The sequence below is a fragment of the Alteromonas salexigens genome (assembly GCF_025628895.1).
GTDB lineage: Bacteria > Pseudomonadota > Gammaproteobacteria > Enterobacterales > Alteromonadaceae > Alteromonas > Alteromonas salexigens.
In genome coordinates, this window is the sequence record NZ_JAOTJC010000004.1 from 17,757 (window position 1) to 37,091 (window position 19,335).

Annotated in this window: 16 protein-coding genes; 9 read left to right on the forward strand and 7 right to left on the reverse strand. The window is 56.9% G+C overall.

The features are described 5' to 3' along the window. The first annotated feature begins 335 nt into the window (after nucleotides 1-335). The 3 genes from OCL06_RS01215 (at nucleotide 336) to OCL06_RS01225 (ending at nucleotide 2,044) form a co-directional block, all read left to right on the forward strand. Nucleotides 336-638 (forward strand): hypothetical protein, encoded by a 303-nt coding sequence (locus tag OCL06_RS01215; protein ID WP_262991913.1) that lies wholly within the window; start codon nucleotides 336-338, stop codon nucleotides 636-638. Between the two features lie 23 nt (nucleotides 639-661). Then, entirely contained in the window at nucleotides 662-1,189 is a 528-nt protein-coding gene (locus OCL06_RS01220) for an LURP-one-related family protein (protein WP_262991915.1), read from the forward strand. 195 nt (nucleotides 1,190-1,384) lie between these two features. Further along, a complete protein-coding gene (locus tag OCL06_RS01225) occupies nucleotides 1,385-2,044 on the forward strand; it encodes a YitT family protein (RefSeq protein ID WP_262991916.1) in 660 nt (219 codons plus the stop codon). 44 nt (nucleotides 2,045-2,088) lie between these two features. Here OCL06_RS01225 and nagA read toward each other — a convergent pair whose 3' ends face one another. Continuing rightward, nucleotides 2,089-3,213, reverse strand: a complete 1,125-nt coding sequence (gene nagA, locus OCL06_RS01230; RefSeq protein ID WP_262991917.1) for an N-acetylglucosamine-6-phosphate deacetylase — start codon at nucleotides 3,211-3,213, stop codon at nucleotides 2,089-2,091. 27 nt (nucleotides 3,214-3,240) lie between these two features. Further along, on the reverse strand, nucleotides 3,241-4,134 hold the full coding sequence (locus OCL06_RS01235; protein WP_262991918.1) for a glucosamine kinase nucleotide-binding domain-containing protein: 894 nt from the start codon (nucleotides 4,132-4,134) through the stop codon (nucleotides 3,241-3,243). Nucleotides 4,135-4,428: 294 nt separating this feature from the next. Here OCL06_RS01235 and OCL06_RS01240 point away from each other — a divergent pair, with 294 nt between their 5' ends. Next, entirely contained in the window at nucleotides 4,429-5,400 is a 972-nt protein-coding gene (locus OCL06_RS01240; RefSeq protein ID WP_262991919.1) for a GGDEF domain-containing protein, read from the forward strand. A 1-nt stretch (nucleotide 5,401) separates the two neighbouring features. Here OCL06_RS01240 and OCL06_RS01245 read toward each other — a convergent pair whose 3' ends face one another. Together OCL06_RS01245 and alr are read right to left on the reverse strand one after the other, a co-directional pair. After that, nucleotides 5,402-6,184, reverse strand: coding sequence for a ZIP family metal transporter (locus OCL06_RS01245; RefSeq protein ID WP_262991920.1), 783 nt, complete (start codon nucleotides 6,182-6,184; stop codon nucleotides 5,402-5,404). A gap of 78 nt (nucleotides 6,185-6,262) precedes the next feature. After that, nucleotides 6,263-7,336, reverse strand: a complete 1,074-nt coding sequence (alr, locus tag OCL06_RS01250; RefSeq protein ID WP_262991921.1) for an alanine racemase — start codon at nucleotides 7,334-7,336, stop codon at nucleotides 6,263-6,265. Nucleotides 7,337-7,513: 177 nt separating this feature from the next. On the opposite strand from alr, the gene murQ reads away from it, so the two are divergent. Together murQ and OCL06_RS01260 are read left to right on the forward strand one after the other, a co-directional pair. Continuing rightward, nucleotides 7,514-8,440: an N-acetylmuramic acid 6-phosphate etherase gene (gene murQ, locus OCL06_RS01255; RefSeq protein ID WP_262991923.1), complete on the forward strand. Its 927-nt coding sequence runs from the start codon at nucleotides 7,514-7,516 to the stop codon at nucleotides 8,438-8,440. Continuing rightward, on the forward strand, nucleotides 8,437-9,612 hold the full coding sequence (locus OCL06_RS01260; protein WP_262991924.1) for an exo-beta-N-acetylmuramidase NamZ family protein: 1,176 nt from the start codon (nucleotides 8,437-8,439) through the stop codon (nucleotides 9,610-9,612). The genes murQ and OCL06_RS01260 overlap by 4 nt, the downstream gene beginning before the upstream one ends. Nucleotide 9,613: 1 nt before the next feature. Here the strand turns inward: OCL06_RS01260 and OCL06_RS01265 are convergent, their stop codons facing one another. After that, nucleotides 9,614-10,429 (reverse strand): MurR/RpiR family transcriptional regulator, encoded by an 816-nt coding sequence (locus OCL06_RS01265; RefSeq protein ID WP_262991925.1) that lies wholly within the window; start codon nucleotides 10,427-10,429, stop codon nucleotides 9,614-9,616. 103 nt (nucleotides 10,430-10,532) lie between these two features. Between OCL06_RS01265 and OCL06_RS01270 the strand changes: the two genes are divergently transcribed. Both OCL06_RS01270 and OCL06_RS01275 read left to right on the forward strand, forming a co-directional pair. Continuing rightward, nucleotides 10,533-13,382, forward strand: a complete 2,850-nt coding sequence (locus tag OCL06_RS01270) for an FAD-binding and (Fe-S)-binding domain-containing protein (RefSeq protein WP_262991926.1) — start codon at nucleotides 10,533-10,535, stop codon at nucleotides 13,380-13,382. After that, complete coding sequence (locus tag OCL06_RS01275) at nucleotides 13,379-14,722, forward strand: M14 family zinc carboxypeptidase (RefSeq protein WP_262991927.1); 1,344 nt, start codon at nucleotides 13,379-13,381, stop codon at nucleotides 14,720-14,722. Before OCL06_RS01270 ends, OCL06_RS01275 begins: the two co-directional genes overlap by 4 nt. A gap of 6 nt (nucleotides 14,723-14,728) precedes the next feature. On the opposite strand, the gene OCL06_RS01280 is transcribed toward OCL06_RS01275, so the two are convergent. Together OCL06_RS01280 and OCL06_RS01285 are read right to left on the reverse strand one after the other, a co-directional pair. After that, on the reverse strand, nucleotides 14,729-15,772 hold the full coding sequence (locus tag OCL06_RS01280) for a mechanosensitive ion channel domain-containing protein (RefSeq protein WP_262991928.1): 1,044 nt from the start codon (nucleotides 15,770-15,772) through the stop codon (nucleotides 14,729-14,731). Nucleotides 15,773-15,856: 84 nt separating this feature from the next. Then, nucleotides 15,857-17,713 carry a glycoside hydrolase family 3 N-terminal domain-containing protein gene (locus OCL06_RS01285; protein ID WP_262991929.1) on the reverse strand — a complete coding sequence of 619 codons (1,857 nt, stop codon included), beginning with the start codon at nucleotides 17,711-17,713 and terminating at the stop codon, nucleotides 15,857-15,859. A gap of 229 nt (nucleotides 17,714-17,942) precedes the next feature. Here OCL06_RS01285 and OCL06_RS01290 point away from each other — a divergent pair, with 229 nt between their 5' ends. After that, on the forward strand, nucleotides 17,943-19,319 hold the full coding sequence (locus OCL06_RS01290; RefSeq protein ID WP_262991931.1) for a Na+/H+ antiporter NhaC family protein: 1,377 nt from the start codon (nucleotides 17,943-17,945) through the stop codon (nucleotides 19,317-19,319). The last annotated feature ends 16 nt before the right edge of the window (nucleotides 19,320-19,335 follow it).

The window sequence follows — 19,335 nt, forward strand, 5'->3', positions numbered from 1 at the left end:
CAGATGCCATGCCAGATTTCCTACTTTCTCCAAACTGAGGGCGGTAAATTACGGTCACTGCACAGTGAACGTCTTTCTTCGCACTGCGGTTCCTGCCTGACCGGGTCATGCGTAAACCCTTGCCATAGCAGGGCTACGTGACTCATTCAGGATTACGGCTGTTGCTTATTTGCCACACTTTTATTTACGATGCGCAGAACATGCAAAAGGCTAATAGGCGTCGCAAACCTGTACCCGCGACCAGTTTGTTCAGTAATTTTTACTCGCTATGATGGAGATTCGCCAGTAGGGTAAAATGTTTTGTATCAGTAACCGAATAAAATCAGGTTAACTTTATGAAACAAGCAATTTATCGCGATATCGCAGCCGTACTAGCGGTGGCGGCGCTGGTCACGTGGGGGATCTACTGGAACGAGGCCCGTAAAGACATCCTTTACCTGTGTGGCAACTTTATGCAAGGGGACACCCGGGAACAGGTAGTCCGTCAGCTTAACACCAGTAATCTGTTGCAGCATGACACCGAATTTTATGCCACTGGCAGCAAGCTGGTAGCCAGTAGCTATCTGCACCTGGGTGTATTTACGTGCACGGTGGAATTTACCCGGCAGGGGCGGGTGGCGGAGGCCACCGCAAACTGATCTTTTAAGGACCGCAGGCCGTTATGAAATACCTCACTATTCGCAGGCACAGGCTGAGTTTTCAATTCCGGATGCAAATTCACGACTACCATAAGAAGTTACGGTACGAGTCGTTTGCAGAAATGGAAAACTGGCGTCTTGTCTGGCACGTTTGTCGGGAGCATTGCCCGGTGCTGACGTTGCGTAACAGTCTGTTGTCACCACGGACGGCCTGGCATGTGTCCGGCAATATGCAGGATTACCTGATAAAGCAGAACCTGAATCCATTCAACAAACGGTTTCATATTGAAGGCGGGCCTTTTTGCGGCACAGAAATGAGTGGCAATGTGGCCGACCGCACATTCCAGGTTCTGAAGGGCGGGGAAATGCTGGCGACTGCAGCTAACCCTGCGTTATGTCTGCCAGATAAATATCAGGTAGAAATTGCCGATGACGCCCCCGACACGGTACTGTTTTTATCGCTAATGATGATCGTGGCACACACCAATCGTCCTATAGGTCACAAGCGGCTTCAGCCCGGCGAGAAGGAAACTCCGTGGCCGGCGCTCTGAATTACCTCATCGGCTAACCATTGTGGTGCAACGTTTACACGCTGGCAACAGCGTGTTCACCACAGTGACAAAAGTCGTAAAGCGGCGCATACCTTCTTACCCTGAATGGCAGATTTGCATCCTCCCCACCGCACTGCTATCCCCCGCCAGCAACCGTATAATACGGCTCTAATTCCCTAACACACTTTATTACCTATGCAAAAAACCAATCACAGTGTCATAGAAGACATGTTTGCGTTGCTCTGCGCAGGCTTATTCGTTGCGTTCGGGGTTTATTTGTTTCAGTCTCAGGACCTGATGGTAGGTGGTGCCGCCGGTCTGGCGCTGCTGGGCACCCACGCGTTTGACGTGGACTTCGGGGTGCTGTTTTTTGTTATTAACCTGCCCTTTTACGCGCTGGCCTGGACGCAAATCAGTAAACGCTTTACGTTTAATACCTTTATTTCGGTGACTACCGTGTCGGTACTAAGCGAACAAGTGCACCGCGTTGTCGATATCAGCCATGTGAACCCGGTGTTTGCCGCGGTATTTGGCGGTCTGCTTATTGGCATGGGCATGTTAATTATGTTCCGGCATTCCTCCAGCCTGGGCGGTGTGGGTATTCTTGCGTTCTACCTGCAAGCGCGTTTCAATATTCGCGCGGGCTCGTTCCAGCTGGCCGTGGACAGCCTTATTCTGCTAACTGCATTGGCTTACATTGCCGTGCCTCTGGTGATTATTTCTGTGCTAGCGGCGTTTTGTCTGAATATGGTGATATCACTGAATCATCGCCCGGAGCGTTATTCGCCGCCACGGGGAGTCACAAAATCCAGTGAGCCGGAATTATCAGACTCCATGCACCCGCAGAACAGCTAACTATCAGCTGAAGCCGGACGGGCTGCCCGTGCAGCCCGCCACCTTTAACTCTCCACCAGTGCTCCTGCCTGCCACACATGGGTAAGCGCAAGGTTATCGTCTAACGCCAGTACATCGGCTACCGCCCCGCTTTGCAAACTTCCCCATTGATTTTGTAGGCCCAGCATCGAAGCGGGTGTACAGGTGGCCATGGCCACAGCATCGGCTAACGACATACCACACAGTGCTACGGTATTGCGTACGGCCTCAATCATAGTCAGACAGGATCCCGCCAGTGTGCCGTCCGGTGTGGTCAGGCGGTGTCCCTCGCGCTGAATACGGGTATCGAAGAAAGGCACGTCGGTGAGCGTCGTGGCCGCCAAGGCCATAGCGTCCGTTACCAACATCATCCGCTGGCTACCTTTGGCGCGAAATGCGGCGCGGCAGGCGATGGGATCGACATGGTAACCATCGACTATTATACCGGCGTAGCTATCGGCATCGGCCAGCGCCACCCCCACCATCCCCGGCGCCCGGGAGGCCATGGCAGACATAGCGTTAAATAAGTGCGTAAAGCCCACTGCCCCGGCGTCCAATGCGGCCTGGGCCTGGGTTGCGGTAGCGTTGGAGTGACCCAGAAAGACCCGTACGCCCCGCGCGGTCAGGTCACGAATTAATGCCGGGGATACTGTTTCCGGAGCAACGGTAATCATCACCTCGCCGAGATCCGCCGTCTCGAGTACGGCCAGTTCATTGTCACTTGGTGCACGGATATACGCTTCACTGTGTACACCTTTTTTCGCCGTACTCAGCCACGGCCCTTCGAAATGGACGCCCAGGACACCTGGCATCTGTGCACGGCGCGCCTGCGCGATGGTAGTGGCAGCCTGGTTCATGGTCTCAAATGAGTCGGTAATGAGTGTAGGCAGCATGGCGGTGGTGCCGTGCTGGCGGTGAGCGTGGAGAATTGTGGTTAGCGATGCCGCACTGGGGTCCTGATTAAATAATTTACCCCCGCCCCCGTTCACCTGTACGTCAATAAACCCGGGAATAAGGGCGGAATGGGCATTGGCCAGTTCAGCCTCGGTCGCCTCGCGCACCTGCGCAATCCTGCCATCTTGGATTTCAATACTGGTATTTCTGTACACGTTCCCGTCAGTAAGCACCTGCTTACCAGTGATTATTTGCATGAATAAATTACCTTCATATTGAGAGCTTCAGAGCGGATTATCGGACGGTGCATGCTTATGTATCTGCCCAAAGTGATAGCACGCCCCCCACTGCGCCGATTGGGCAGCCTCGACCACGCCCTGCTGAATGTCTTTATCGAGCCAGGGTAACAGTGCCGAGGCGACGCCCCCCATGAGTGTCCGCGGCAGCTCATTGTACGTAGCCTGTCTGGCCAGCGCCGACAGATAAGCTGTACCGTCTTTGACGATGCTAACGGCTGCCGGGTCTTGCGCAGTAGCCGCCTTTATAATTGCAGGTGCGAGTTCGGCCAGTCTGCCCGGTGTACTAACATGCAGCTTGTCCACTAGCTCAACCGCACTGCTACATTCATAGTGAGTACACACTATTCTTTCAACGTCTGATTTCTCTTCCAGGCCGTCAAGGGCACGCAGGGTGTAAGCCACAGCTTGTTGGCCTATCCAGGCCCCGCTGCCCTTATCCCCCAGCAACAACCCGTGGCCACCAAACTGGCTGAACTGGCCGTTGTGTAGCGATGCGGCGCATGAACCCGTACCGACTACCAGAGTAGCACCGTTGCTACCCTGGTGAGCGCCGGTAACGGCAGCCTGCAAGTCAGAAATACAGTGAAAGTCTGCAAACGGATGTTTCCAGCCAACCAGGCGTTGAAGCACCGACGGCACGTTGGCACCCGCCAGCCCGGCGCACACGGTGGCGTGTGATAAGGCACTGGCGGACGGATACCCGGCCTGGCGGAGCGCGGCACTTACCGCGTCCACCAGCGACTGGCAGGCTAACGCGAAGTTTTGCGCCGCATTAGCAGGGCCGGCGTGCGCAGCGGCCACCAGCTTTCCATCGGCCGTAAAGACCTGCGCTTTACAGCTGGTCCCCCCGCCATCCACGCCTACGATAAGTTTTTCCATGCTGCTGGATCCCGTGACTATTCGGTTACTGCGTTGCTTGCCCGTCAGTGTACAAAATAGGGATGAGATCTGCATGACTAAATCGATGCGGTTCATGAGCGCCCCGAGTCACGCCACCCACTGGTAAGACCAGAGGTAATTACTCAGGCGTAATCGCCGGTTTGTGCATAAAGTTAACTATACGCAGGACATCACTTATCCGTGCCGGTGTTGGCAAAGTTTGCCGCTGGACTGGCGCACCTCCAGTGTTGCCATTTTCCTTTGATTAACGTGTGGCGGTAATACGATTAATCCATGAAAACTATTAAAGATGACACCGATGTACTGGTCGTCCTTATTTTAAGTGGTGCTATGAGTCTGGGGATGGTGCCCTTTCTGATCATACGCTACCTTTCACGAGAGTGGTTGATCTTCGCATTAGATGCTGGCGCATTTTTCGCTACCCTGACGCTATTTCTATACGTATACGTTACCCGTAAGACGGCTGTCGCCCGTTGGTTGGTGGCTATTCTGTGCGTGGTGGTCATGTTTCTGACCGTTCATATCAAAGGTATAGAGAACCTGATGTGGATTTACCCAGGCCTGGCCGCACTGTTTTTCCTGCTTATCCCTAATGTGGCGCTGGCAATTGGCAGCGTATTTCTGCTGATAGTCACCATTATGGTGTGGCCCCAGGTTACCCCAGCGGTGCTGGCGCAGTTTCTGGTCACCACTATCAGCCTGTTGTTATTTTGCTTTGCATTTTCGTACCGGGCGCGCAAACAGCAGCAGGAGTTAAGTAGTCTGGCCACAGTAGATGCCCTTACCGGCGCGGAAAACCGGCGGGCCCTGGAAGAAGCCTTGTTGTCTGTCACCGGGCGGCTGTCACGCTATCCGGAACAGCGAGCCTCAGTTCTGATGATTGATTTGGACGAGTTTAAAACTATTAACGATACCTTTGGTCACGGCGTGGGTGATGCGGTGCTCAAAAGCTTCTCTGAAACCATTCAAAGCCGTATCCGGGCCTCAGATGGGCTGTACCGTTTTGGGGGTGAGGAGTTTGTTGTTATTGCAGAACATACCTCGCTGAAAGAAGCGCATCACCTGGCCGAAACCCTGCGTTTGGCGATTGAGCAGAGTAGCGTTCACGACGGCGTGAATCTGACAATTTCATTGGGGGTGGCCGAGTACAGCCCCGGTGAGTCCAGCTATCAATGGCTGGGGCGTGCAGATGCTGCCCTCTACCGTGCCAAGCAAACAGGCCGCAATGTCAGCTGCACAGCCTGAGTCAGCCCACCACCACATCTAAAATCATCATGATCACGAAGCCGATCAACAGGGTGAATGTAGCCAGGTTCTGATTTCCGCCCTGATGGGTTTCGGGAATAATTTCATCACTGATAATAAACAGCATGGCACCGGCGGCAAAGGCCAGCGCCAGGGGCATCAGCATGGCCGCGCTGGACACCGCCAGGGCGCCTACCAAACCGCCCACCGGCTCCACCAGGCCCGAAGCAATACCTATCAGCGCGCACCGTAAGGGCGTATAGCCGACTGAGAGCAGCGCCACCGCCACTGCCAGCCCTTCGGGGATATTTTGCAGGCCAATGCCTAATGCCAGACTGACTCCGTTGGATATTTCACCGCCCGCAAATCCCACGCCGACGGCCAGCCCTTCCGGGAAATTGTGCAGGGTAATCGCAATCACAAACAACCAGATTTGTCCGAGCTTAGTATTGTCGGCACTTTCACGGCCACTGGTAAAATGCTCGTGTGGTGCATGCTGATGAATGATCAATAATGTACCTGCCCCCACCAACACACCCAGAGCAATGGCCACCGCACTGGTATATTCAGACCCATAGCTTTCAGTAGCGTATTCCAGCGCTGGCAACAACAGTGAGAAGAAGGTGGCGGCCAGCATGATCCCTGCGGCAAGGCTGAGTAAACCGTCTTCCATGCGCCGGGATAATTTACGAATAGCGAACACACCCAGACTACCGGCAGCCGTGCCCAGACTCGCGCACCCACTGGCCACAACGCCCATCAAGACTACCTGCGATGGCTCCATAACGACTCCTGCGGTTTACTATTCAGATTGATACCGTAGGCCACCGGTTTTCGGTCAGTTTGCGAAGCACCGCGCAGGCTACCGGTGGCGGACTATCCTTGGTACTCTGGCGGACACACGGGTCATCAATTCATACGCTATAGTACCGGCATGGTGAGCGACCGTGTCAATTGACACCTGCTCGCCCCACAGTTCCACCCGATCGCCCGGCGTCACACTGGGGAGCTCCGTGACATCCACAGTAATCATATCCATAGAGACCCGCCCGGCTAACGGCGCCAGGCGTCCGTTTACCGCTACCGGGGTCCCATTGGGGCAATGGCGGGGGTAACCGTCAGCATACCCTATCCCTACGGTGGCAATGCGGGAACGACGTGCTGCCTGCCAGCCCTGTCCGTAGCCTACCCATTCGCCCGCCTCCACCGTGCGTACTGCCATAACAGTAGAACGCAGGGTCATGGCTGCAGCCAGCGTTACCGTGTCGCTTACGGCCTCAGGGGCACTGCCAAACACCACCACACCGAGCCGGTTCCAGTTCGCGTGACTCTGTGGCCAGACTAACGTAGCCGGTGAATTGGCAATACTCACTGGCAAGTCTGTCTGGCGGGTTAACTGAGCAAAGGCATGCAGTTGCTGGCGGGTAAAAGGGTTGGCGGTATCATCTGCACAGGCCAGGTGGGTAGCCAGCACGGTCTCGCCGGTCATCAGGGCGGCAAACTCATGTAATAAATCCGGCACCTCCTCTACGGCAAAGCCCAGCCGGTGCATGCCGGAGTCTACTTTCAGCCAGATGTGCGGACGACGCGCCGGTGGTGTGGCCATGAGCCATTCCAGCTGCTGGCGGTGATGCACCACTAAAATGCACTGATTTGCGTGAGCCAGGGCACATTCCCGCATCTGATGCGGGCCTTCCAGCACCACCAGCGGTACTGTGACCCCTGCGTCCCGCAGCGCCATGGCTTCTTCCATGATGGCCACAGCAAACCGGGGGCTGAGATCACGCAGCAACCGCGCGACATTGACTGCCCCGTGGCCGTACGCATCCGCTTTGATGACGGCCATACTCTGACTCTGCGGGGCCAGTGCCTGCAGCGTTTTAAAGTTGTTTACGATGGCATCGGCGTGAATGATAGCCTGAGTTTGTCTGCTCACCTGGCAAGGCGTCCTGTCTGTGCAACGAGTTTCGGGCAAGTGTACCACGCCCGTATAATTATAAAATTCCAGGCTATACAATTCTCCGCAGATCCCCTATTCTCGGCCACAGCAGCCCTTTTCCTGCGACGCATTAAGGCACGCCTGCCCGGCCGCGGGAGCAACCACAGGTAACCTATGACTACACCCGACGCTCACTCTCTGCTGGCAGAACTGGACCGTATTGTCTCCGAAGGCCGCAACCCGGAAACCATGGACATCGACGTGCTGTCGACCGAAGGGATCCTGGCCTGTATAAATCACGAAGACGCCAGAGTGGCACCAGCCGTAGCCAGCGAGTTACCGGCTATTGCCGAGGCGGTAGATACTATTGTCAGTAAATTGCAGCAGGGCGGACGACTCATTTATACCGGCGCCGGCACCAGCGGGCGCCTCGGCATCCTGGATGCAGTGGAATGCCGCCCTACCTTCAGTGTCCCCGACACCCTGGTCCGTGGCGTCATCGCCGGTGGCGATACTGCAATTACCCAGGCGGTTGAAGGGGCTGAAGATGACGAAGCGCAGGGCCAGCGTGACCTTGAGCAGCTGGATCTCAAAGCCAGCGACGTTGTCGTCGGTCTGTCGGCCAGCGGTCGCACCCCCTACGTTCTGGGTGCGCTGCGTTATGCTAACAGCATCGGGTGCGCCACCGTAGGCGTCGCCTGTACCCCCCAGGCCCCGGTGCTGCGTGAAGCCAGCATGGCGATTTGCCCCGAGGTCGGTCCCGAATGCCTGACCGGCTCCACGCGAATGAAAGCCGGCACGGCGCAAAAACTGGTGCTGAATATGCTTAGCACCGCCACCATGATCAAGTTAGGCAAAACCTACCAAAATCTCATGGTCGACGTTAACGCCAGTAACCATAAACTTCGCGCCCGCGCCAAACGCATTGTGATGCAAGCCACAGAGTGCGATGAAGCGAGTGCAGAGCACGCACTGGCACAGGCAAATCAACAAGCCAAGGTAGCGATCCTTATGCTGCTCACCGACATCGACGCTGACGAAGCCCGGTCGCGACTGGCCGCTAATGATGGCTTTCTGCGCCGGGCGGCGACCCCTTCATGAAACTGTGGCTTTCACTGGTAGTGCTGGTCGTGCAGGGGGTTGCGTTACCGTTACGGGCTGCAGACACCATTACCGTCGGCGCGGAGCGACCCGGCCACTATTTACCGGCGTTGAAACAACAGCGGGTTTCATTGGTGGTGAACCAGACGTCCCGGGTGGGCCGGACCCACCTGGTCGATTATCTGCTGGAAAAAAACATTAACGTGGTGTCAGTGATGGCACCTGAACATGGCTTTCGCGGTAACCGCGGCGCCGGTGAAGTTATCGATGATGGGGTAGATCCAGACACCGGAATCCCGGTGTTGTCCATATACGGCGCGAACAAGAAGCCCACGGCGGCCATGCTGGCCAATGTGGATATGCTTATCTTCGACATACAGGATGTGGGCGCACGCTTTTATACCTACATCAGCACACTGCATTATGTACTTGAAGCCGCGGCCGAACAGGCTGTGCCGGTGATTGTGCTCGACCGTCCCAACCCACATATTGCATCCGTGGATGGCCCGGTGCGGGCGCCTGACTTTGCCAGCTTTGTCGGCGTTGATCCCCTGCCGGTGTTACACGGGATGACGGTGGGCGAACTGGCGAAGATGATGAAAGGGGAAGGGTGGATTAGCAGCGCCGATAAGCTGGACCTTCAGGTAGTGCCCGTGGCCAACTACCACCGCAATGCGACCTGGTCACTTCCTGTGCCACCCAGCCCCAACCTGCCCAATGATTTAGCCATCCGGCTGTACCCATCGTTGTGTTTCTTTGAAGGCACGGCCGTGAGTATTGGGCGGGGTACGGCCTGGCCTTTTCAGCTCATCGGCCATCACCGGGTACCGCTGGGTGACACCCGGGTAGTACCGGAATCTGTGCCCGCAGCCCCCTCCCCGAAACTGGCCGGCGAACAGCTTTTCGCTACGCGTCTGACTCAACCGCCTGAGACAGGGCTGGACTTAGCCTACCTGCTGTCGGCCTACCGGGCCTTCGCCGAAGCGCAACAGCCTTTCTTCACCCGGCCGGACTTTTTCGACAAACTGGCCGGGACTGATGCATTGCGCCAGGCAATTTTACGGGGGGAAAGCGAAGCGCAGATCCGCGCCGGATGGCAACCTGGGCTGGTGGCGTTTCGCAAGCAGCGCCAGCCCTACCTGTTATATCCCGATAACGACCAGACGCCGTAGCTTACGCCAGACCGGTACTGCCAGCCCGGTTAACGCTGGCCTGAGCAAGCCCGGCTAACACCCACTGCAGGACGAACTGCTGAGAGGTGTGTAACAGCAGCGGGGCGAGCGGCAGTGCAGGCTCCTCGCCCACACAGAATAACTTTACGTCAGCCGGCAGGGTAGCAGTCTGTGCGTTGTTCAGGGTTAGACTGACACATTGCGCGCCCGCCGTGTGAGCTTGCGAGCACCATTGCCGCACGTTCTCTGCGTCATCGGCGTCACTGACCGCCACCAGCACGTCTCCCTCACCTAATCCTGCCAGCAGATGTTGCTGCTGATACGTATCGGCACTGGTCTGAGTAATAATGCCGACACGCTGTAAATGCCGGGCGAAATCGTTGATCACCGGCAGGCAGGCACCCGGGCTGACTAATACCACCTGCCGGGCCCCTTTAAGTAACACTACCGCCCGTTCCAGCGCCACCGGCGAATTAGCCTGATGAGTAGCGTTAAGCGCCTGTGTACAGGCAGTCAGCCATTTGTCGCCTACCGGTGGCAGTGCATCGAACGCCCTGATATCGGCGCCGAGACTGACATCATTGACGGTTTGCGCCAGCGCATCGGTTACCGCCTGACGGAATGCAGGATAACCGGCAAAGCCCAGTTTCTGAGCAAATTTCACTACGCTGGACTGGCCCACACCCGCCGCCTCAGCCAGCGCCTGGGAAGACAAGTCCCGCAGTGCAGCCGGGCGATCCAGCGTAAATGCAGCCAGCTTTGCGTGACTGGCAGACAGTTCAGGGCGTAACCGGCGAAGCGAATCGAACACAGACATGCAATATAACAGCGCGCAGGGAAAAGGTTCGTCTACTATAAACCAGTTGATAAGATTAATAAAAACCCGTTAAATACCCTTATCGTCCACCTGCGGAGCTGTGATGACGGACGCCTTGCCGGAACCGGCTATTTCCCCTACAGACTCACCGTCAGACGCCCAATGGCAGGCGTTTTCCGATGGCCTGACCGCATTTCTCAGTGCTGAACAGATTATCGCCGACCTGCCCCGGCGGGTGGCTCTGGGTACCGATGCCAGCTGCTATACGCAAACACCCCGGCTGGTAGTTACCGTACCCCACGTGGCCGCCATGCGCGCCCTGCTCACTCTGGCCCATCGACATGGCATTGCGGTGACGTTCCGTGCCGCCGGCACCAGTTTATCCGGACAAGCCATTTCTGATTCGGTGCTGGTCATGCTGACCCGTGACTGGACGGCCAGCGAGATACTGGAAGACGGCAACTATATTCGCCTGCAGCCGGGCATAATCGGCGCGCATGCCAACCGGATGCTGGCACCCTATCAGCGAAAGATAGGTCCGGATCCGGCCTCGATCAATACCTGTAAAGTCGGCGGCATTGCGGCCAATAATGCGTCGGGTATGTGCTGCGGCATTGCCCATAACAGCTACCACACCCTGACCCATATGCATCTGTTGCTGGCAGATGGCAGCGAGGTGAATACCGCTGACCCCGACAGCGTAAAGTGGTTTCGGGAGCAGCAGGCGCCTCTACTTGACCAGTTATCTGCGTTAGCGGCCGAAGTGCATGCAGATACAGTGCTGGCAGAGCGAATTCGCCACTTGTACCGGCTCAAAAATACCATGGGGTATGGGATCAACGCCCTGCTCGATTTTGATGATCCGCTGGATATGCTCACCCACCTCATGATTGGCTCTGAGGGTACGCTGGGTTTTATTGCCGATATCACCTACCGCACGCTGCCAGTCCCCACAGCCAGGCAAAGCGGGCTGTTTTTATTTCCTTCTGCGCGCCATGCCTGTGAATGCATTCCTGCATTGGCCGCCCTCAATGTTGATGCCGTCGAGTTAATGGACACCCGTGCGCTGCACAGTGTCACCGACTTATTACTACCCTTCTATGCCCTGCCCATTCCCGATGGCGCGGTAGCCCTGTTGGTAGACGTCAGTGCCGATAACTCCGCGGCGCTCGCCACCCGGCTGGAGACGGTGACGCAGCAGTTAGCCGGTGAAGACAGTATGACGCCCATGCAGCCTTTTACCGCTGATCCGGTAGTGATTGAACAGCTCTGGCAAATCCGTAAGGGGCTGTTTCCTGCGGTAGGGGCAAACCGGCCTGGTGGAACCACGGTCATCATTGAAGATGTGGCCTTTCCCCTCGGGCAACTGGCTGACGGGCTGGATAGTCTCCGTGCCAGCTTCGTAAAACACGGTTATGCCGACGCGATTATTTTTGGCCATGCGCTGGATGGTAACGTGCACTTTGTGTTTTCCCAACGCTTCGATACCCCGGAAGCCATTGCCCGCTACGACAACTTTATGCGTGACATCGTCCGGCTGGTAACCGTGCAATTCGACGGGACGCTGAAAGCTGAGCACGGTACCGGTCGGAACATGGCCCCGTTCCTGCGCGACCAGTGGGGTGACGCCGGGGTCGCGGTAATGCAGCAAATAAAGAGCCTGATCGATCCTGCCGGGATCCTCAACCCCGGTGTTATCATAAACCCGCATGGTGACGCGCACCTGGCCCACCTCAAATCGTTGCCGACGGTAGATGCAGAAGTAGATAAGTGTATTGAATGCGGTTTCTGCGAACCCCAATGCCCGTCCAGGCATTACACACTCACGCCCCGCCAGCGAATCGCACTGCGTCGCCGGCAGCAGGACGTGACGCTACCTGAACGCACCGAGATTGATACGGCCTTTGCACACCTGGGTATCGACTCCTGCGCTGCCACCGGCATGTGTGCCACCACGTGCCCGGTGGGCATTGATACCGGTAAATGGGTAACCACCCTGCGCGCGCGCAACGCCTCTCACCCGTTGCTGGCCAAGGCCGCGCTAGCCAGCTGGCCGGCGCTGTCAGCGGTGCTGCGAGGCGGACTTACGGTCAGTCATGCGCTGGGTAAGCGGTTTGGTGAAGCCCGCTTCACTAAAATAAGTAAGCACTTGCATACCACCTCAGGTAAGCGGTTTCCGGTGTGGTATCCGTCATTGCCCGCCGGGGCCAAAACAGCGGTGCCTCGCACCCCACCGTTACAAGATAAAATGGTTTACGTGCCCGCCTGTCCGAACCGGGTATTCGGTGCGCCGGCAAACCGCCCGGCGTTGCAGGAGGTCATCGCCAGGTTATGCCAGAAAGCAGACATAGAAATTATCACCCCCGCTAACGCCAACACCCTGTGTTGCGGGCAGTCTATGCTGAGCAAAGGCTACCCTCATCATGCACATACCCAACAGAGGAGCTGGCAGCAGGCCATAGCCCACACCTCTGAGCACGGACGCTGGCCGGTGGTCACCGATGCCAGTCCCTGCGCTGCATTATCTTCTGCAGGCGATAACCCCATTAGCACTATCGAGCTAAGTGAGTATTTACTTTCGCATGTAGTGCCGCGGTTGAGTATCACTCCGCTGGAGGAACCGGTACTGCTGCATGTGACCTGCGCCTCTACTAAACTGGATAACGGTCAGGCACTAAGAACGCTTGCCAGGGTGTGCAGCCGTCAGGTTGTGGAAGCAGACGATATTGCCTGTTGCGGCTTTGCCGGCGATAAAGGGCTGTTTGAGCCCGGCCTCAACGCCAGCGCGCTGGCCTCCCTCAAGCGATATGTGCCAGTACAGTGCACCTGGGGCATCTCCAATAGCCGGGGCTGTGAAATAGGTCTGAGTGAGCACAGTGGCGTGACCTTTCAGCATGTTGCGTACCTACTGGATGCTGTCAGTCAGCCATTGTCACAGGTGACAAAGCCATGATGCTGCCCGTTTCGCTGGCCTACCTGATTACCGACGCCCTGCCCCACTATCAGTGGCCGACGCTCGACCAACCCCACCTTTATTACGCTGATATCGCGCCACTCATTGCTCAGTTCGAGGAGCAGGCAGGGGTCGGGGTACAGCACATTGGCAATAGCTATGAAGGCAAGCCCATTCATCGCATCACGGTGGGCCACGGCCCCCTTACGGTGCTGGCATGGACACAGATGCACGGCGATGAACCCACCACCACCGCAGCGGTACTGGACTGGCTGAATATGCTGAGCACTACCGGCGGGCCGGGGTTACCTGCGGGCTGGGCCTCGCAGGTTACGCTACACATTATTCCCATGCTGAACCCGGATGGGGCCCAGCGGCGCACCCGGGTTAATGCGCAGGGCATTGACATCAACCGGGACGCGCGGGCGTTGCAGTCACCCGAGGGGCAGCTACTGCATGCACAGGTCACGGCACTGTCGCCGGACATTGCGTTTAATTTGCATGATCAGAGTCGCTACTATGCGGCGGGCAACAGTGGTCTACCGGCCACGCTGGCGTTTCTGGCACCGCCTTTCAATGCCGGGGATGATATTAACCCCAGCCGGCTGCAAGCCATGCAGTTAATTACGGCCATGTTTCAGGCAGTGAATGCCTGTGTGCCCGGCCACGTGAGCCGCTATGAAGATTCGTTCAGCGCCCGCTGTTTCGGTGACAGTGTAGCTGCCCGGGGCGTGAGTACCATATTGATTGAAAGTGGTGCGGCAAGAAAAGATCCCCATCGCCAGCAGGCGCGCTCGCTGACAGTGGTGGCATTACATACCGCACTGTGCACGCTTCTGGCCAATGCTGCCGACCGCTACAGCGCCGCGCAGTATCAGGCTATTCCCGTCAATCGTGAAAACGGGCTGTATGACTTTTTGCTTAAAGGTGTAACCCAGCATCCGGAACACGGCGCGCCGTTTCGCTGCGACATTGGGATTAACGCTGACGCCGGCAAACCTGGTCAGATCGTGGCTATTGGCGACTTAACCGGGCTGGGCGCCTTTTATTCTCACCAATGTAACGACTGGACGGCGCTGAGTGGCAAACAGGTGTGTATCACTACTGCGTTTACGCTGACAGATGCCCGCTATCTTAATTGGTTACGCCTGGGCGTTACGAGCTTTTATGATCCAGACGGGCTGCTCACTATAGAGACCTGCTTGCCGGTAAATGTGGTAGTCACTACAGGAAAACACCCTCCACCCTGTGTTCAGCCGGGCGATGCCGCAGTGATGTTGCTACGCTATGACAGCGGCCGACTGGCGGCAATACTGGGGTCGCACTGGCAGCGCCTGTAAGGGCCGTTAAGAACTGGCGTCCTGTTGACTGGCTTCTGACGCAGCCAGGCGCTCGGCCAGCTTGTCTATACGCATCTCCAGCTTATCCTTCTGCTCGCCCGAGGCATTGGCCAGTTGCTCTTTAAGCTGTGCAAGCTGCTTCTCCATTGCCTCCCGGGATTTCAGTTCCGACTCGGCTTCTTCTGCCTTATCGAACAGGATATCCTCTGGGGCGCTGGCAGGCCGGGGCTGGCTTTCCGCCTGTTGGCGTCCTGCCGGGATCATCTGCACGCCCTCCGCCTGTGGCCGCTGATTCATAAAGGCAGGCGACACTATTTCTATACCATTTTCGTGAAGACTGTCCATCACCGCCTTATGCAGGTTAGAACGGGCTGAAATCATGCTTTTTACTTCGGTAAGCAAACCGGCGATCCGGTAGGTAACAGAATAGTCGCCCAGCGTAATCACCTGAACAAACGGCTCCTGCAATTCGCAGCGCGCCGCTGCCTCCAGCAGATGTGTTTCCACGGTACTGTGATGCAGTTCATAGCCTAAACTGAGATCGACGGAAATAATCGCGCCGGAGGCTCGCACCACGCTGACCGGCGAATTCACCAGCTGACTGTTGGAAAAGGCGATCAGCTCGCGGGTTTCATTCTGAATTTCCGTGTCCAGCAGCCCCATCTGGGTCACCCGGCCGGTAAAACCGTTTACCCGGATAAAATCTCCCACCCGAAACGGTTTGTTCACCCGTAAGGTCAGCCCTGACATGATATTCGTGACCACGGTGGTGGAGGAGAAGGCAATCACCCCGGACAACAACACGCCAATGAGCGCAATGATTTGATTACGGGTGCTTTCTGGTACCGGCAGGGATAAGACAATAACCAGCAACGCCACCAGCGTGAGTACCAGCATAGTTGCCTGGCGGGGCAGCTTTTTATCGCCGGACAGGAATTCATGACGTCCTATCAGCAGATAATGAGATAACCCCAGTATCAGTGCAGCCCCCGCAATGGCGGCCACCAGCGGATAAAAAGCAGTAATCAGAGTCAACGCGTCGTCAGTCATGCTAAGGTTTTGTATTTAGGTAGTAATAGCATACTAGCGTACTAAACCAGCCACGGATATACCCTGCGCGCAGCCTGTAAACATTCAGCGTGACGTCTTTGGCAGACTTACCGGCAAGCTGCCCTGCGCCGGCTCCTGTCCACTCAATACTTCCGCCAGCGCATCATAGACCGCACCGCTGGCACTGCCATCGGCATGTACCGTAACGTTGTACCCGTAGGTTGCCAGACTCACATCCGCTAACCGGTCAAACTGTGTGAGCACATAAGGTGCCCGTAATGCCACCATGACTACCGGTACCCCCGCTTGCCTGGCCGCGCTCATCGCACGTTCCAGCCAGACATGCTGGGCGGCTTTGTCGCTGCGTGCGGATACACTGCTGAGATTATCCAGCCCCCCCATTTCCGCCACACTATATTGTGGAGTGATGTCGGTCACAATCAATGCCCCCAGCCCCCGCAATAACCCCGACGGGGGGAGTGCAGGCAAGGTTGCCAGCGACTGACAGGAGGCGGGTGTACCAGCCACTTCTCTGGCCATGGCCGACAGCATCGCCAGACAGCGGGCCTTATCCGGCATCACGAAATGCCAGCCGCCGCTTGGTGCCTCTGGCAATGGCAACTTGCCATGGATGCGGGTGATGGCCGCCCTGGCCAGCGCCTGCTCAACCTGTTTGTTGGTTGCCAGCGGCAGTTTGGCGGTGGCCTGCGATACTCGTGATGCGAGGGGCGTCTCCAGATACTGTCCCAGCCCGAATACCGCTTTGGTATTGGCAATGCGGGCGGCAGACATAGCCAGTTGTCGCCGATCCAGCTCACCTTCGGTGGCGGCATCTGCCAGTGAAGCCATCAGCTGTCTGAACGCCGCAATATCCTGCGGCGTGCGCACCGGCACCGGCATCAACGCGATATCCGCGCCGGCATTAAAGGTGTGGATCAGCGCCTGGCGCGGGGTGAAAAAGTGCGCGATACCCGCCATGTCCAGCGCATCCGTGACGATGAGCCCCTCATAGCCGAGTTCGCCCCGCAACAGGCCACTAAGAATTTTTTTAGACAGCGTTGCCGGCACCACTGCCGGAGTTCCATCCCGGGTGGGTAATTCGGTACTGTCCAGTTGCGGATACTGAATATGGGCACTCATTACCATGGCAGGCGGTGTGTCGCTGGTAATGATGCGGGTAAACGGAAACAGATCCAGCTTGTCGATGGTCGCGCGGTTGTGCGTTACACGGGGTAAGCCCACATGACTGTCGGTGTGCGTATCTCCATGACCGGGAAAGTGCTTAATGGCGCTCAGTACCCCTTCCTGCTGCATGGCTGTCACGGTAGCCTGGCCCAGTGTCGTGACCAGCCGCGGATCTTCCCCGTAACTGCGCACATTAATAACCGGATTATCAGGGTTGTTATTGACGTCTACCGAGGGGGCAAAATTCACATTAAAACCCAGCAACTTTAATTCCCGGGCAATGCCCTTGCCGACCTGACTCGCAAATGCCGTCCCGTGACGAGGAAAGGTAGCCCCAATGGCCATGTTACCCACAAAGCGGGTGGCCAGATGATCATTAAGCCGTGCGACCCGACCGCCTTCCTGATCAACCGCGATGAACAGCGGCGGTAACCCATGCTTGCGCATCAGCGTTTGCAACTGATAGTTAAGCGTGACCACCTGTTCGAGGTCGGTCAGGTTTTCAGCAAATAAGATCACCCCGCCCACCTGCTGACTCACCAGCATGTCTGCCAGCGCTGGCGGGAGTGTGCGCACCGGCGTCCGGCAACGTTTCGATGTCGTGCCATCGGCGCAGAAATAGCGCAAATCCAGCATGACTTTCTGGCCCAGCTGGCGCATGAGGGGAGACGGCGTGTCAGCAACACTGACAAAGGCGGGGAGCAGCAGGCCTGCCAGCGCCCATCGCCAGGCACGGCTGAACATTCTGTAATGCATAAAAATCCTGAAACGGGTAAGCCGACGAATACCAGCATGCTACAGAATAAGCCCACGAAGTTACATCATGGTGGTCGTATTTATCGGTAGACACAGCGTGCCGTCAAGGCAATTAAACTGGCGCCGCGGGGTCACATTGCGGTACGCTTAGGCCGTTGTGCCGCACTGGCCTTCCGGTCCCTCTGGCCACCTCTGATTAAGAATAACGAATAAAACACAGGAAGCATTTATGGATTGGCTGTCCATCCTCCCGCCACTGGTGGCAATCATTGTTGTATTCTGGAAAAAGGAAGTCATTCTGGCGCTGCTGTTGGCGGTATTGTGCGCCGAAGCCCTGCTGTTATTACAACATGCCGACAGCAGTGTGATCATGACCCCCATCACCGCCATTGAGCGGGTTATTGATACTGCCGCCAGTCCGGGCAATACCCGGGTGCTGATATTCAGTGTGCTGGTGGGTGCCTTGCTGGCTTTCATCAGAGATTCCGGGGGCGTCACCGCCACGGTTAACTGGTTGGTGGGCAAAGGCGTGGCGCGCGGCCGCAAGCAGGTGGGCGGACTCACCATGTTTACCGGTATCGCGGTATTCATCGAGTCGAATCTGAGTGTGTTGACTTCAGGTATTTTTGCCCGTGGTTTGTTTGATAAATTCGGCATGAGCCGGGCCCGGCTGGCCTACATCATCGACAGTACCAGTGCGCCCGTGTGTATCCTCATTTTGCTGAACGGCTGGGGCGCGTTCGTGCTGGGGCTGCTGGATACGTACGAACTTAACAGCAGTTCGGCGGCTATCTTATGGGGCAGCGTGCCCCTGAACTTCTATGCGTTGTTCACGCTGGCCATTGTGCTGTATACCATTGTTACCGACAAAGTACACGGCCCCATGGCCGATGAAGAGGCACTGAGCCGCAAAAGCGACACTGTGCTGGCGACCGAGCCGGCCACCCGCGCCCGCTTTATGCTGCTGCCATTAATTGTGATGGTGGTGAGCATGGTGGGCTTTATGCTGTGGACCGGCAACGGCTCACTGGCTGACGGCAGTGGCAGCAAGTCGGTACTGTACGCCACCGTACTGGCTACCGCCGTGGCGTATCTGCTGCTCATTGGTCATCGCCGCTTTACGCACCATCAGGCGGTAGAGGTAGGCTTTCGGGGTATGGGCGAGCTGCTGCCACTGGTGACGATTGTGCTGTTGTCGCTGACCCTGGGTAACAGCTTAAAGGTCCTGGGCACTGGCGTATTCGTCGCCAGCCTGGTGGGTGAATATCTGCCGCTGGTACTGATTGTGCCCATGTTATTTCTGGCCGGTGCGGTGATGTCGTTTACGACCGGCACTTCGTGGGGCACCTTCGCTATTCTCATCCCCATCGGCGTGCCGCTTATTCAGTCACTGGGCTTGCCCCCGTCACTGGTGGTCGCGGCTATCCTTGGCGGCGGGATCTTCGGTGACCATTGCTCACCGATTTCTGACACCACTGCAGTGTCCTCACTGGCGGCGGGATGTGATGTCCTCACCCATGTGAAGACCCAGTTCCCGTATGCACTAATTGCCGGCGGCGCGACGCTGGTGGCTTACCTGATTGCCAGTTTTATGATGCTCGGCTAGGGTATTGTCGCCGCCT

Excerpts from the sequence above, each read along its gene's own strand:
- OCL06_RS01285 (WP_262991929.1), bottom strand. The coding sequence starts at position 17,713 with ATGCATTACAGAATGTTCAGCCGTGCCTGGCGATGGGCGCTGGCAGGC.
- OCL06_RS01220 (WP_262991915.1), top strand. The coding sequence starts at position 662 with ATGAAATACCTCACTATTCGCAGGCACAGGCTGAGTTTTCAATTCCGG.
- murQ (WP_262991923.1), top strand. The coding sequence starts at position 7,514 with ATGACTACACCCGACGCTCACTCTCTGCTGGCAGAACTGGACCGTATT.
- OCL06_RS01270 (WP_262991926.1), top strand. The coding sequence starts at position 10,533 with ATGACGGACGCCTTGCCGGAACCGGCTATTTCCCCTACAGACTCACCG.
- OCL06_RS01260 (WP_262991924.1), top strand. The coding sequence starts at position 8,437 with ATGAAACTGTGGCTTTCACTGGTAGTGCTGGTCGTGCAGGGGGTTGCG.
- nagA (WP_262991917.1), bottom strand. The coding sequence starts at position 3,213 with ATGCAAATAATCACTGGTAAGCAGGTGCTTACTGACGGGAACGTGTAC.
- OCL06_RS01215 (WP_262991913.1), top strand. The coding sequence starts at position 336 with ATGAAACAAGCAATTTATCGCGATATCGCAGCCGTACTAGCGGTGGCG.
- OCL06_RS01290 (WP_262991931.1), top strand. The coding sequence starts at position 17,943 with ATGGATTGGCTGTCCATCCTCCCGCCACTGGTGGCAATCATTGTTGTA.
- OCL06_RS01245 (WP_262991920.1), bottom strand. The coding sequence starts at position 6,184 with ATGGAGCCATCGCAGGTAGTCTTGATGGGCGTTGTGGCCAGTGGGTGC.
- OCL06_RS01275 (WP_262991927.1), top strand. The coding sequence starts at position 13,379 with ATGATGCTGCCCGTTTCGCTGGCCTACCTGATTACCGACGCCCTGCCC.
- OCL06_RS01240 (WP_262991919.1), top strand. The coding sequence starts at position 4,429 with ATGAAAACTATTAAAGATGACACCGATGTACTGGTCGTCCTTATTTTA.
- OCL06_RS01235 (WP_262991918.1), bottom strand. The coding sequence starts at position 4,134 with ATGGAAAAACTTATCGTAGGCGTGGATGGCGGGGGGACCAGCTGTAAA.
- OCL06_RS01265 (WP_262991925.1), bottom strand. The coding sequence starts at position 10,429 with ATGTCTGTGTTCGATTCGCTTCGCCGGTTACGCCCTGAACTGTCTGCC.
- OCL06_RS01225 (WP_262991916.1), top strand. The coding sequence starts at position 1,385 with ATGCAAAAAACCAATCACAGTGTCATAGAAGACATGTTTGCGTTGCTC.
- OCL06_RS01280 (WP_262991928.1), bottom strand. The coding sequence starts at position 15,772 with ATGACTGACGACGCGTTGACTCTGATTACTGCTTTTTATCCGCTGGTG.